The following is a 13541-nucleotide window of genomic DNA, read 5'->3' on the forward strand; positions in this document are numbered from 1 at the left end:
TTCCCCCTTATGAGTTGAGCGTGCGACCAAGCTGACGCATTTCACGTTCAAAGCCGCGCCGAATCTCTTCTTCAATTGTTTGTCTTACGGATGCGTATTGCTGTTCAATCGCTTTTTTGATTCCCCGTTCTGCCGTTCGACGCTTGAATGCCCAATAGATGAAATGCACCCCAGGAATCATTCCAAGAACCATCTTTCGAACTGTTTTTCCGAACGAATAGTCAAATCCGAGCTCAACTCGTCTCGTTCTAAACAACAGGTCTGCTTGTTCTCCGACGAGTGGGTACCGCTGCATGAGTTGGATATAATGACGTACCCCTTCTGCCATCGCATCTTCTGTTGTCACGGCCGCCTGCTCGAGCGTTTTCTCTAGATCCTTTTCAATGTGACGGGCTTTCCAACTGATCATCGCCTGTGGGGTGAGCATACGGATTTTTTCTGCCGAATCGATACTTCGAATCCGCCAATCTTCCAACTCTTCTAAAAGATGATTCGTCAGATTGATGGGAAGTTTTCGTTCGATGTCTTTCCAAAGGTTCGTCCGATTCCGTTTCCATACGTCCTCGTAGCCTCTTACCGGAACACGTTTCCCGGTCAGTAACTTCTTCTCGACACTGTTGACACGAATGATGTCCCCTTCATCGATTGGCAGTTCACGTAACAATACCCGTTCCATCGCTTCCGCCTTCTGCACACTCATCGGGTCTTCTTCATTGAAGTTGGTCAGAATGAGGGTGACTTTGCTCCCCCGTTCATATAACGGCTTTAAAATCGCCTCAAGCTCGTATGCCTCGACACGTCCTGACTGCACGGACAACAAGTAATAGATGGTGTGAAACCATTCTGCGATATCGAGCGCCCCTTCGCGCTGATGAACGATGGATAGGATGGCTTGATGCCACTCTTCGGAACGGTCTGCCTCGAGCCCCCACGTATCAAAGAACCGAAACAAGATCCCCCGTTCTAAATCGTAATACTCATATTCATGAAGCCCTTCTGCAGTGACCGGACTTCCGGCACGCGATTCGGCGACGTCATGTCCATATATATAATTGATGAACGCACTCTTTCCGACGCCAGTTTTCCCGGCAATCAAAATATTCGAGACGAGCCCTGTCCGATCCATATGCTTCCTCCCCCATTCGTTGTATAGTTCAATTATACCGAATGGAGCAATTTCAAACGTCCATCGAAAGGATGATTCTCATGCTACACCATGTTGAACTATACGTATCCAACCTAAATGACAGTATACGTGCTTGGGAATGGCTCCTCTGTGACCAGCTAGCGTACACGCTCTATCAGTCGTGGCCAGAAGGTCGAAGCTATCGTTACGGCGATACATATCTCGTGTTCGTTCAGACAGAGGAAGACCACCTCACTCCGCCCTACCATCGAAAAAAGACCGGACTCAATCACTTGGCGTTTCATGCCTCATCGCTCACACAATTAGAAGAAATCCGACAACAACTCGCGTCACACGGTTTTCGTGAGTTGTATGCTGACCGCTTTCCTCACGCAGGTGGTCCGAACTATACAGCACTGTTTTTTGAAGACCCGGACCGCATCAAAGTCGAACTCGTGGCAACGATGTGAACGGTTTCGTAAGAACTTCTTGAAAGTTTGTGAAAACAATTGCAAACTTTTGACCAACCTCCTAGACTGAAAATGTCTAAAGGAGGTCTTCTCATGGAAAAACAAGTCATCGACTATATGGAAGAAGCCGCATTTAAAAAAACGTCATTGCTTCAGCAATCATTTTCGCAATACATGTTACGTTCGATCATCGCTGGTTTTTTGATTGGGATCGGGGTCGTGTGAAACATGTTCATCGACGTGCCCGGCACGATGCTCATCGCCGGTGTGAGCTTCTCGGTCGCGCTCGTCTTCATCGTCTGGATGGGTGGAGAACTATTTACGAGTAACACGATGTATCTCTATACCGGGGCGAAACGAGGTCGTGTCGCTTGGTTAGACTTAGCAAAAATATGGGGACTCAGTTGGTTCGGTAACTTGATTGGCGCCGTCATCCTGTCCTTACTCGTCATCGGTGCCCATAGCATGGGAGAAGTGACGGGGGACCATTTACTAGCCGTCGTCGCAGCGAAAAAAATCGGTGGAGATGCCCTCGCGATTTTCCTGAAAGGCATCTTATGTAACGTGCTCGTCTGTTTGGCCATCTTCATGCCGCTCAAAACAAACAACGATGTTGCGAAAATCATGCTGACGATGATTCCCGTCGTCGTATTCTTTGCTGCCGGGTTCGAACACTCGATTGCGAACATGGGCGTCTTCGCGCTCGCGCTACATTATGTACCATCGGACCTCATTAACTTTAGCGGTGCCCTTTACAATCTATTCTTCGCTACACTCGGTAATATTGTCGGTGGTGCATTGTTCGTTGCCGGAAGTTACTTATATTTGAATAAATCGGTGACGGAGCAAGCCGTCAAACCGATTCGCCAACGCGCATAAAAAGACAGGGACCCCGATCAGCAGGGCCCCTGTTTGTTTTGTCATGTTTATTAAGATTTTGAAGAGTCCGCAGCGGCTGCTTGAACAGAACCTTGTGCCACTTCGTCTTCTTCCACGTCCCAGCACTCTGTGTTCTCGATGCCGAGTTTACGAGCAGAGAAGCGTGGGTTGAGACCTTGAGCACGTTGCTCTTCGTAGTCTTTAAGAACTTTGAAGGCAACGCCACCGAGCAATGTGATGGCCGCGATGTTGATCAATGTCATTCCTGCCATGAAGAGGTCAGCGAGGCTCCATACGAATCCGAGGCTTGCGACCGCTCCGATGAAGACGAATGCCATTGTTGCGAGACGGAATCCGAGGACTGCACCTTTGCTCTTCTTGATGAATTCGATGTTCGTTTCACCGTAGTAGTAGCTTCCTGCGATTGAGCTGAATGCGAACAAGAAGACGCTGACGGCGATGAATGCTGGAGCAAGTGCCCCGATTTGTTCAGTCAAAGCGTTTTGAAGAAGGACGATCCCTTCACCGTTCCCTGAAGCATAGCTGTCTGAGAGAAGGATGATTGCTGCAGTTGCCGTACAAACGATCAATGTATCCAAGAATACACCGAGAGCTTGAAGGAAACCTTGTTTCGCTGGGTGCGATACTTCAGCAGCAGCTGCTGCGTTTGGTGCAGAACCCATACCAGCTTCGTTCGAGAAGAGTCCACGACGGACACCCATTGAGATTGCAGCACCGATTGAACCACCGACCGCTTCGTCTAAACCGAATGCGCTTTGGAAGATCATCGCGAACACAGCTGGAAGTTCAGCGAAGTTTACAACAACAACGTAAAGTGCGATTGCAAGGTACAAGACAGCCATGACAGGTACGACGATTGCTGAGAAGTTCGCGACACGTTGTACACCACCAAAAATAACGAGACCTGTAAGGACAACTAAGACAGCTCCACCGATGACTGCATCGACGCCGAACGCGTTATCGAATGCTGCAGCGATTGTGTTCGATTGAACTGAGTTGAAGATGAGACCAAATGTGACGGCGATGAGAACCGCGAATACGATTCCGAGTGCACGGTTGTTCAATCCTTTTTCGATGTAGTATGCCGGACCACCACGGTACGCAACATCGTCTTTCACTTTGTATACTTGAGCCAATGTACTTTCGATCATGGCTGTTGCTCCACCGAGAAGGGCAACGATCCACATCCAGAAGACCGCTCCCGGTCCACCGAGTGTGACGGCTACCGTAACCCCTGCAAGGTTACCTGTACCGATACGAGTCGCAGCACCGATGAAGAATGATTTCATTGGTGTGATACTCTTTCCATCTTTTGCTGGCGTCACGTCCGATTTATCTGTAATCGTACGGAACATTTCTTTTAAGTAACGGAACTGCATAAATCGTGTTCTGACCGTGAAGTAGATCCCGGCTCCGACGAGCACGGCGATCAATACGTACGACCATAAGATGTTGTTCAAAAAGTCGACGCTTCCTTGTAACATACCTTGAATCGCTTCCATGAATAAGTTCCTCCCTGTTGTGTGAATCTGAAGTTGAGAATTTTTATGATGTCTTAGTTCTGAATTATACAAAGATTCTGACAATTAGCAATAATTTTTTTATAGGTGATTTCACTCTTTTTTCACATTAACTAATCAAGATTCCTTATTTATAAGCACTTAAAGCGCTTACATAAAAATGTTTAGAAATATTAAATCATGATTAAATTCATTTATGATGAAACGCATATTCAAAAAAACAGCCACTCTTTTCGAGTAGCTGTCGTCTTAAATACCAGTACGTTTCTTCTGGTTATTTGGTTTTTTCGTCAATTGGCTCGTCAACGGTTTTTGTTTTGTACCATGTAAACCCGTCGGAACCTTTGTCTGGTTCTGTTTCTTTTCTGCCAGCTTTTGTTTCATCGCTTCTTGAAAAGATAGTTTTTTCTCACTCATCTTACTCACCTCCAGCTTCGATCACTTTCACACGACCGACCTGTCCATCGCTCAAACGCACTTTGATTCCGTGCGGATGACGTGGCGAGTTCGTCAATATATCTTGAACGACGCCTTTCGTCAGCTTCCCGCTTCGTTGATCTTGTTTCAAAACGATTTGGACATGGAGTCCTGGGCGAATGTCAGCACGTTTCGTTCCATCCATACCCGACACCCCTTTCCATTTAGTCAACCTCTATCATATGCTCTTTTCCCTTATTTGTCACAGCCTATTCCAGATCCCGATTTGTCGAATCGGTTCCGTCATGTAACTTTGATCGGTCTGTAGCACCTTCTCCGGAAGAGGATCACGAAACACAATACGGACTCCCCGATGTGAGAAGATGACGTCCATGACCTCATTTTCGTCTATATCGCGAAGTGTCGCTGTTCCTCGAAGAGCATGAAAAGCTTCCGCGAATGTTTCCGCAAAACTGAGATATGCTGTCACGAATGTTACGATCTGGTTTTCATTAATCTTTAAAGTTAATCGTTCACGAGTGGCACTTTCGATTACGACGTGTACGGAATCATTCCCATTTGAAAATTCAATCGTATGCATCCTCACTCCACCTCTCATTCAAAAGAGGTACCCTCCTCAGAAGGTACCTCTCTATCATAAACGATATAATCGCGCTGCGAATGGTCGAAGCATGAATGTCTCGGTATCAATCATCTCCGGATCGATTTCATTCGTCATGACAAGCGTCGCACCCGCAATCTCTGGGATGGTCACTTCTGCCGGATTCGCGGTCAAGTTGACGACCACGAAGAATCGATTGTTCTCAAATGTACGTTCATAGACAAAAGCCTGCTTATGCTCTGGCAAGACATCACGATAACGACCGTACGTAAACGTATCTTCGGCTCGGCGAAGACGAATCATCTCTTTGTAAAATGATAAAATCGAGTGCTGATCGTTGCGCTGTGCCTCGACGTTGAGCGTCTCATACTCTTCGTGAATCGGCATCCATGGGGTTGTCGTCGAGAAGCCGGCGTACGGTGACGCATCCCATTGAATCGGCGTTCGCACGTTATCACGGGATGTGCCCCATACTTGCTGCATCGAGTCGACTTCACTCATCCCGTTCGCAATCCGTTCGAAGTATTCATTCTTCGTCGCGACGTCATCGTAATCATGGATGGATGGAAGCGGTACGTTCTTCATCCCAATCTCTTGTCCCTGGTAAATAAACGGTGTCCCGTGCATAAAGAAGTACATCATCGCGAGCGCGGTCGCACTCTCCCGCCAATAATGATGCTCATCCCCAACGAGCGAGACCGCACGCACCATGTCATGGTTTTCAATATATAGCGCGTTCCAACCCGTTTCACGTAAACCTTGTTGCCACTTATCGAAGATTCGTTTCAACTCGACAACATCGAGTGGGGCCAGACGTGACCGCCGCATAATATCGACATGGTCAAAATGAAACGCCATATTCATTGCGCCGTTTTCTGGACCCATCCAAAGATCTGCTGCTTCCGGCTCGATCCCGTTCGTTTCACCGACCGTCATAATATCGTATTTCGAGAATGTTTCCCGTTTCATCTCTTGAAGATAGTCATGGATGCCGTCGATGTTCGAGTACATCGAGAACGCCGTGACGACCGGCTTGCCGTCCGGTGATGGGAGCATCGTTCCCGTTGGCATCTTTTTAATGTGACTGATTGCATCGACACGGAATCCGTCCACCCCTTTATCGAGCCACCAGTTGATCATGTCATAGATAGCCGTCCGAACTTCACGGTTCTCCCAGTTCAAATCCGGTTGCTTCTTCGAGAAGACATGTAAGTAATATTGATCGGTCTGTTGATCGTATTCCCAAGCTGAGCCACCAAAGATACTTGCCCAGTTGCTCGGTGGCGCACCGTCTTTTCCGTCTCGCCAAATGTACCAATCCCGTTTTGGATTATCTTTAGAGCTTTTCGATTCAAGGAACCACGGATGCTCATCCGATGTATGATTGACGACGAGGTCGAGCAACAGTTTCATGCCACGTGCATGCACCGCCTCTAACAGCGCATCGAAATCCTCCATCGTTCCGAACTCTTCCATAATGTCTTGATAGTCACTAATATCATATCCGTTGTCATCGTTTGGCGACTTATACATCGGACAAATCCAAATCACGTCAATGCCAAGGTCTTCTAAGTAATCGAGCTTTTCGATAATCCCACGTAAATCTCCAATTCCATCCCCATTCGAATCTTTGAAACTTCGTGGATAGATTTGATAGGCGATCGCCTCTTTCCACCATGCGCGACTCACTTCTGTTTGTTTCGTTTGGCTGAACAACGTCTCCATACGGCAAGTGCCTCCTACAATAAGGTATGATTCATATTTACCATAGCATTAGTGCAAGCGTTTGCAAAGAATCAGCTCACAAAAAAATGCAGTTCACACTGCATTTGAATGAAGCGTCCCAACTTGTTCACAAAAAGTGGCGATGAGCTTCGATAAGTGTCTCCAATCATGGTCCATCGTTGCGACATGATACGAGTTCGGGAGCACCGCATATTCTTTGGTACCTTGCAATTGATCGAACAACCAAATCGAATCGGTCGGTGGCACGACGTTGTCGACAGCCGAATGGATGACGTATGTCGGTACTTTTACCGAACCGACTTGTGGTCTCACCTCATCAATCAATGAAAGCAATTCCCGAATCGCCTTTGTCGGCACACGGTCATAGACAATCTCGTATACATCCTCTGCTGCGATATCCGGAGCGTCTTCATCAATGAAGCGACACTCGGTATCTGATGCATGACACGCATATCCCGGTACGGATAACGCAGCATTGATTGTGACGATGGCATCTGCCTTTTCCTCAAGCGCAGCTTTGAGCGCTAGCGTCCCACCCATCGATTGCCCGACGACGATGACCGTCCGACACGATTCACGTAATCGGTCGATACCTTCAACCACACTCTTATACCAACATCGATGAGTAGAACATCGAAAATCTTCCGGGTCTGTCCCGTGTCCTTTTAAACGCGGTGCATACACGGTAAAACCTTGTTTCATCAATTCGATTCCGACGTCTTGAACACTTTGAGGCGTTCCATTGAACCCATGACAAAGCAAAATACCAATTTCGTTTCCTTCATAATAAAATGCGCCTGCTCCAGGAATGACTGGATAGTTGATTGCTCTCATTTACTGCCTCCTTTTCAATTCCCACTTAACCGATACAATTAATTCGTATTAGAAGAGTGTAAAAGTTATCGACCCAACCGTCAAGTTCTTCATGTTTCGTTTACCTTGTCATCAAACTGTAATCATAACTTCTTATTTAGTGGATTGAGTTCTGACGTCTGCTTGTTTATGTTTAACATGTAATTAAAAACTTGGTAAATGTGTTTGTCATTTTTGGCAATACACGAATAATTTTTCAAGTGATTCGTTAAAAGGAAAGTAATGTAAGCGTTGTCATGATGTTTTTTGATGTAAAGGAGGGTTGTTTATACTTAATTTATGATAGTAAACGATGGGGGAAATCGGGTTACACAATTACATCCAAGGGAGACTTACACATGGGGAAACCAACACAATCATTTAAGGCAGTCACTGGCCTCGCTTTATCGGCAGGACTCATTGTCAGTAGCATGACGCCGATCGCGGCAAATGTACATGCCGAGACGTTGAATGCTTCAGACCTCTTCATCTCAGAGTATGTAGAAGGCTCAAGCAACAATAAAGCCATCGAGTTGTTTAACGGAACGAACGCGACGATCGACCTTTCGGCTTACAAAATTGAACTCTATTCAAACGGTGGCACAACTGCCGGAAACACATTGAATTTGACGGGAACACTCGCACCAGGAGCTACATATGTCATCGTGAACGGTAGTGCGTCAGACGCATTGAAAGCGAAATCGAATACAACGAGCGCTGTGACGAACTTCAACGGAGATGACACGATCGTCTTGAAAAAAGGAGACACTGTTCTCGATGTCTTCGGTCAACTCGGTGTCGATCCGGGTACGAAATGGGGAACGACCGTCGCGACTGCCGACCAGTCACTCATCCGTAAAGATACGGTCACGCGTGGCGACAGTGACGGAAGCGATGCTTTCGATCCTGCTGTCGAATGGACATCGACACCACAAGACTCATTTGATAACCTCGGGGCGCATACGTTCCAAGGCGTCGAGTATGGCGATGGTGGCACGACGGAGCCACCTGCACCGATCACGCCGATTTCAATCGCGGACGCACGGACAAAAGCAGAAAATGAGACGGTCACTGTAAAAGGAGTCGTCACTGGAAAACTTGCGAACACAATCTCGATTCAAGATGCGACAGGCGGTCTTTCTATCCGACCGACGTCCCTTGCGGTCAATGTTGGAGATGAAGTCGTCGTCACAGGCGTCGTCGGTGAACAGCGCGGTCGTCGTCTCGAAACAAGCAGCGACGCTTCCTACTGCACAAGTAGTGACGGGAGAAGAAATCAACGAAGACGTCGAATCAGAACTCGTAACCGTCAACAATGTCACGCTCACTGGTAGCGGTCAAAACTTGACGGCAACGGACGGAACGAAAGAGTTCATCGTTCGTGACGAGCGGGGCATTCTCGATTTACAGACAGATGTGAACTATTCATCCATCACAGGAATCGTTCAGCAGTTTGACGATGCTTATCAAATCATCCCGCGTGACCCAGCGGACACGGTCATCGATACGTCAGTCCTTCGCCCGGCCGTCGCAAAACCAGGTGCCGGCACGTTTGTCGGACCGCAAGACGTCACGCTCTCAACGACGACGGCAGACGCCGAAATTTTCTATACACTCGACGGATCTGATCCGAAAGAGAACGGAACTCGTTACGAAGGTTCGATTCGAATCGAAAACTCGACGACACTGAAGACGGTCGTGAAAACAGGCGACACGTTCAGCGCGGTCTCGACATTCTCATACAAAATCACAGATAAGATTCGCATTCACGACATCCAAGGAGCGAACCACACGGCTCCGATGAACGGACAGACGGTTGAGGGCGTCGAAGGAATCGTCACATCTACTTTCGTCTCGAGCGGGACGACGTATTACTTCATCCAGACACCGGATGCTGAAGCCGACGACGATGCACGCACATCTGAAGGGATTGTCCTTTACGGCGGACGTTCAATCGCTGGTATTCAAGTCGGTGACCTCGTCAAGGTGAACGGAAAAGTGAGCGAATACGCGATTGAAGGATATAGCGATCGCCAACAGACGGACATGAAGATGACGCAAATCGATACACGTAACGGAAAAGTCGAAGTCGTCGCGAGCGGTGTGACACTCCCGACTCCGATTACGATCGATGCTTCCAACCTACCGACAGAGTTTATCGATAGTGATAATCTTGCTGTCTTCAACCCGGAGAAAGACGCGATCGACTTCTGGGAAAGCCTCGAAGGCATGCGCGTTCAAACGAACAACTTGAAATCAGTCGGACCACAAGAATACGGTGACCTCGTGACTGTTCTCGAAGATACGCCAACGGAGACTTACAATGGTGGTGTCTTATTGAAAAAGAACGACGCAAACCCGGAACGCATTCAATTCCGTCTCGAACCGAACGCAGAAGCGCGTGACTTCGATGTGGCGACTGGCGACCGTTTCAACGGACCAATCGTTGGTGTCGTCGGCTACTCATTCGGAAACTACAAGATTCAAGCGTCGCTCGAAGATATGAAAGCCGCCTTCGTCAAAGGGGATGCGCAGCGTGAGAAGACGTTCATCGAAGCAGAAGAAGATCAATTGACGATTGCGTCTTACAACTTAGAAAACTTCTCGAACAACATTAAAGAAACATCAGATGAGAAGGCGCTCAAATTGGCAAAAGCATTCGTCAATGAATTGAACAGCCCTGACATCATCGGCGTAACAGAAGTACAGGATAACGATGGACAAGACAAAGGTGCGGGTTCTGCCGCTGATCAAAGCTATCAACGCTTGATCGACAACATCGTCGCTGTCGGCGGGAAAACGTATAAGTACGTCAACATCGACCCTGAGAACAACCAAGACGGTGGTGCACCGGATGCCAACATCCGTGTCGGTTTCTTGTATGACCCTGCGCGTGTATCGTTGACGGATGGAATGCCTGCTGGTGACGCGACGACGGCAGTCGGATATGTTGACGGGAAGTTGACGCACAACCCGGGACGTATCGACCCGACGAACGAAGCGTTCAATCGCTCACGTAAACCGTTGGCAGCTCAATTTGATTTCCAAGGTGAGAACGTGATTGTCATCGCGAACCACTGGAACTCAAAAGGCGGCGATACTGGATTCTTCGGTTCACAACAGCCGGTCGTACTCGGAAGTGAAGTACAACGTAAGAAGATTGCACAAGTCGTCCACAACTTCGTGGCGGACGTGAAGACGAAGAACCCTGAAGCGAACGTTGTCGCACTCGGAGACTTTAACGATTTCGAATTCTCGGATGCACTTCAAATCTTTAAAGGTGACTTGATGACGAACATGGTCGAGAAAGTCCCTGCTGTTGACCGCTACTCATATGTCTATCAAGGAAACTCTCAAGTACTCGACCACATCCTCGTGTCGAACCGCTTGGCCGCTTCTACGAAGATTGACATGATTCACGTCAATGCGGACTTCACCGAGATGTCAGGTCGCGCGAGTGACCATGATCCGGTTCTCGCACAAATCGACTTCACTCCAGAACCTGAAGTGGAATTGACGCGTTACACGGTAGAAAATCATCCAGCCGCTCGTCTCGTCCTTCAAGAGGACTTTATCGGTGTGACGATTGGGAAAGGAACAAACTTTAAAAACGGAATCTTTGTCCGTGGCGCTTACACGGAATTGACGGGTGATGCGTTGAAAAACGTCGTCGTTCAAGTGAAACCGAAAGAAGCCGGTGCCATCATCGACTTCAAAGGCGCAACAGTGAAAGAAGTGATTGTTGACGGAAAAAACCTTGCCGAGATTCGCGGGGCGAAAAATGTCCAGCGCATCACGTATGCGAAAGGTGCTTCTCCATCATCCATCATCATCAAGAAATAACATGTTGAAACGCAGACACATCGTCTGCGTTTTTTTTGGTTTCAGCTCCCTTGAAGCGGGGATAAAAAGGAAGATGCTGAATCATGGAGGATGAAACTGATGGAATTGTATAACGGAGATTTATATTGGCCAACGACCGAATCAGATGACGTGGTGTTGCAACAACCTGAGAAAAAAGAGCAGTATGACGTGCTCGTCATCGGAGCCGGAATGTCGGGAACGCTGACAGCTTACACGTTGCAACAGGATGGTGTGGATTTCGCGGTGCTCGACGGACGAAAAGTCGGAACAGGCAGCACGTCGGCCAACACCGGTCTTATTCAATATTCAAATGACATTATGTTACATGAACTCGCCGAAAAAATCGGAGAAGACGCGGCGGTACGCTTCTATCGTCTTTGTCTCGATGCCGTCGAATCACTTGATCAAGTAGCGGAAGATGTCGGGGCATCCGATATTTATATTCGCCGGGATAGCCTTTGTTTTGCGAGCGAAGAGGCCGATGTTGCCAAATTGAAACTTGAGTATGAGATGCTTTCGAAGCATGGTTTTGAAGTGGAATGGCTTGATTGCGATGCATTGCGTGAACGTTTCCCATTCGACAAACCGGCGGCCTTGATTACAAAAGGTGATGCCGAAGTCAATCCGCTCACGCTCAGCCGTCAAATCATTCGTCACTTATCGAAACAAAACGTCCCGATTTTTGAAGAAACATCAGTAGATGAAGTCGTTTCAGATGGCGAAGGATGGATTGTCCTCACTTCAAACGGTACATTCAAAGCGAACAAAGTCATTTTTGCGACAGGTTACGGTCCTGCTCCCCTACTTGATTCTCATCGAATCGATTTGAACCGTTCATACGCCATCGCAACGAATCCGATTGCAGAGTTCAGCGAATGGGAAGGACGCGCACTCATTTGGGAGACGAAACGACCATACCTATATTTACGTACGACTCCGGACGGTCGGATTATCGCTGGTGGTCTCGACGAAGACAAGGCAGAGACGCCTCACGATGAGGCACTCATGAACGACCGGGCTGAACGGGTGAAGGAGAAAATTGCAGAACTCTTCCCGATGTATGACCTCGAAGTCGATTATGCCTGGGTCGCCTTGTTTGGAGAATCGGTGGACCAACTCCCGTTCATCGGAGAGCACCCGAATCGACCGAATTTGTTTTACTTGCTCGGATATGGGGGAAATGGGACGGTGTATAGCATGCTCGGCTCTCGCATCCTGAGCGCCCTCGTTCGTGGTCAGCATCATCCAGACGCTGATCTCGTTCGGCTAGATCGAACGTAACCCCTATTCTTGGGGGTTGTTACATATTGAAGGAGTGTTTTTGGATTGAAGAAAAAAAGAAAAGCAAGGTGGGTGTACACGTTTCGCCGACTGATCGTGTTTCTCGTCCCTCTTGGCTGCGCCATCTGGTTTTGGCCAAACGAGTCGACACCCACCACGCAATTAAAGTCTGAACAAGTCTCTATTTCTGAGGAAATATACACGATCGAAAAGCGTTCACCCGTTGTAGAAGATGATGTGACTCGATATGAATATGATGTTGTGGTGCATGGTGAACCAAGTACGGATGAACTTCAATCCATTAGCCATGACGTCATCGAGAACGTCCAACAGTCCGACCAATTCCAGGCCGCCTTGTTACGATTTTATGATGACGCCGCCTATATCGGGACAGAACCCCCACTCGGTGAGGCCGTATTCGCTCCTGAAGGCGACTATGCGCTTGCCGACTGGGTCGAACCTGGTCAAACAGACGAGATGATGTTCGGCTGGCAGCTTCGTGAGAAAGAGTGGTCGACGAAACTGACTGGAAAAGAGATTCAAATCTGGGCGTTGTGGCAGGAACAATATACGAAACAGGATCCAGACGACCCGGACGTGAAATCAAAAGTGACGCGAATCGTCTCTAGTGAATATGATCTTGACCCGAAAATCGTGCAACAAATCGTTTTGAAGCAGCACGTATGGGCCGCGCTATAAGTGAGTTACCCGTTTGTGTGAAATCTCTCTTTTTTGAAAAAAGA

General features: G+C 48.0%; 14 protein-coding genes. 7 read left to right on the forward strand and 7 right to left on the reverse strand.

Annotated elements, in window-relative coordinates; translation table 11 throughout:
* Positions 1-7: 7 nt before the first annotated feature.
* Positions 8-1126 carry a GTPase gene (locus tag ON063_RS03225; RefSeq protein WP_274664219.1) on the reverse strand — a complete coding sequence of 373 codons (1119 nt, stop codon included), beginning with the start codon at positions 1124-1126 and terminating at the stop codon, positions 8-10.
* An 80-nt stretch (positions 1127-1206) separates the two neighbouring features.
* On the opposite strand from ON063_RS03225, the gene ON063_RS03230 reads away from it, so the two are divergent.
* The 3 genes from ON063_RS03230 (at position 1207) to ON063_RS03240 (ending at position 2475) form a co-directional block, all read left to right on the forward strand.
* A complete protein-coding gene (locus ON063_RS03230; protein WP_214695655.1) occupies positions 1207-1596 on the forward strand; it encodes a VOC family protein in 390 nt (129 codons plus the stop codon).
* 93 nt (positions 1597-1689) lie between these two features.
* A complete protein-coding gene (locus ON063_RS03235) occupies positions 1690-1821 on the forward strand; it encodes a hypothetical protein (protein ID WP_274664220.1) in 132 nt (43 codons plus the stop codon).
* Between the two features lie 3 nt (positions 1822-1824).
* Positions 1825-2475 (forward strand): formate/nitrite transporter family protein, encoded by a 651-nt coding sequence (locus tag ON063_RS03240; RefSeq protein WP_274664221.1) that lies wholly within the window; start codon positions 1825-1827, stop codon positions 2473-2475.
* A gap of 50 nt (positions 2476-2525) precedes the next feature.
* Here the strand turns inward: ON063_RS03240 and ON063_RS03245 are convergent, their stop codons facing one another.
* The 6 genes from ON063_RS03245 to ON063_RS03270 all read right to left on the reverse strand — a co-directional run bounded on the left by ON063_RS03245 (position 2526) and on the right by ON063_RS03270 (position 7635).
* Positions 2526-3998, reverse strand: coding sequence for an alanine/glycine:cation symporter family protein (locus ON063_RS03245; RefSeq protein ID WP_214695651.1), 1473 nt, complete (start codon positions 3996-3998; stop codon positions 2526-2528).
* Positions 3999-4265: 267 nt separating this feature from the next.
* Positions 4266-4433, reverse strand: a complete 168-nt coding sequence (locus ON063_RS03250; protein ID WP_015880321.1) for a hypothetical protein — start codon at positions 4431-4433, stop codon at positions 4266-4268.
* Between the two features lies 1 nt (position 4434).
* Positions 4435-4638: a YwbE family protein gene (locus tag ON063_RS03255; protein WP_015880320.1), complete on the reverse strand. Its 204-nt coding sequence runs from the start codon at positions 4636-4638 to the stop codon at positions 4435-4437.
* Between the two features lie 57 nt (positions 4639-4695).
* Positions 4696-5034, reverse strand: coding sequence for a hypothetical protein (locus ON063_RS03260; RefSeq protein WP_274664222.1), 339 nt, complete (start codon positions 5032-5034; stop codon positions 4696-4698).
* A gap of 54 nt (positions 5035-5088) precedes the next feature.
* Positions 5089-6744, reverse strand: coding sequence for a glycoside hydrolase family 13 protein (locus ON063_RS03265; RefSeq protein WP_274664237.1), 1656 nt, complete (start codon positions 6742-6744; stop codon positions 5089-5091).
* 129 nt (positions 6745-6873) lie between these two features.
* Positions 6874-7635, reverse strand: a complete 762-nt coding sequence (locus tag ON063_RS03270; protein WP_274664223.1) for an alpha/beta hydrolase — start codon at positions 7633-7635, stop codon at positions 6874-6876.
* Positions 7636-8012: 377 nt separating this feature from the next.
* Here ON063_RS03270 and ON063_RS03275 point away from each other — a divergent pair, with 377 nt between their 5' ends.
* The 4 genes from ON063_RS03275 (at position 8013) to ON063_RS03290 (ending at position 13497) form a co-directional block, all read left to right on the forward strand.
* Positions 8013-8987, forward strand: a complete 975-nt coding sequence (locus ON063_RS03275; protein WP_274664224.1) for a lamin tail domain-containing protein — start codon at positions 8013-8015, stop codon at positions 8985-8987.
* A gap of 82 nt (positions 8988-9069) precedes the next feature.
* Complete coding sequence (locus ON063_RS03280) at positions 9070-11496, forward strand: chitobiase/beta-hexosaminidase C-terminal domain-containing protein (RefSeq protein ID WP_274664238.1); 2427 nt, start codon at positions 9070-9072, stop codon at positions 11494-11496.
* 99 nt (positions 11497-11595) lie between these two features.
* On the forward strand, positions 11596-12798 hold the full coding sequence (locus tag ON063_RS03285) for an NAD(P)/FAD-dependent oxidoreductase (RefSeq protein ID WP_274664225.1): 1203 nt from the start codon (positions 11596-11598) through the stop codon (positions 12796-12798).
* A 45-nt stretch (positions 12799-12843) separates the two neighbouring features.
* A complete protein-coding gene (locus ON063_RS03290; protein WP_271305858.1) occupies positions 12844-13497 on the forward strand; it encodes a hypothetical protein in 654 nt (217 codons plus the stop codon).
* Positions 13498-13541: the final 44 nt, after the last annotated feature.

Source organism: Exiguobacterium sp. B2(2022) (genome assembly GCF_028823655.1).
Taxonomy (GTDB): Bacteria; Bacillota; Bacilli; order Exiguobacteriales; family Exiguobacteriaceae; genus Exiguobacterium; species Exiguobacterium aestuarii_A.

Excerpts from the sequence above, each read along its gene's own strand:
- ON063_RS03225 (WP_274664219.1), bottom strand. The coding sequence starts at position 1,126 with ATGGATCGGACAGGGCTCGTCTCGAATATTTTGATTGCCGGGAAAACT.
- ON063_RS03230 (WP_214695655.1), top strand. The coding sequence starts at position 1,207 with ATGCTACACCATGTTGAACTATACGTATCCAACCTAAATGACAGTATA.
- ON063_RS03235 (WP_274664220.1), top strand. The coding sequence starts at position 1,690 with ATGGAAAAACAAGTCATCGACTATATGGAAGAAGCCGCATTTAAAAAA.
- ON063_RS03240 (WP_274664221.1), top strand. The coding sequence starts at position 1,825 with ATGTTCATCGACGTGCCCGGCACGATGCTCATCGCCGGTGTGAGCTTC.
- ON063_RS03245 (WP_214695651.1), bottom strand. The coding sequence starts at position 3,998 with ATGGAAGCGATTCAAGGTATGTTACAAGGAAGCGTCGACTTTTTGAAC.
- ON063_RS03250 (WP_015880321.1), bottom strand. The coding sequence starts at position 4,433 with ATGAGTGAGAAAAAACTATCTTTTCAAGAAGCGATGAAACAAAAGCTG.
- ON063_RS03255 (WP_015880320.1), bottom strand. The coding sequence starts at position 4,638 with ATGGATGGAACGAAACGTGCTGACATTCGCCCAGGACTCCATGTCCAA.
- ON063_RS03260 (WP_274664222.1), bottom strand. The coding sequence starts at position 5,034 with ATGCATACGATTGAATTTTCAAATGGGAATGATTCCGTACACGTCGTA.
- ON063_RS03270 (WP_274664223.1), bottom strand. The coding sequence starts at position 7,635 with ATGAGAGCAATCAACTATCCAGTCATTCCTGGAGCAGGCGCATTTTAT.
- ON063_RS03275 (WP_274664224.1), top strand. The coding sequence starts at position 8,013 with ATGGGGAAACCAACACAATCATTTAAGGCAGTCACTGGCCTCGCTTTA.
- ON063_RS03285 (WP_274664225.1), top strand. The coding sequence starts at position 11,596 with ATGGAATTGTATAACGGAGATTTATATTGGCCAACGACCGAATCAGAT.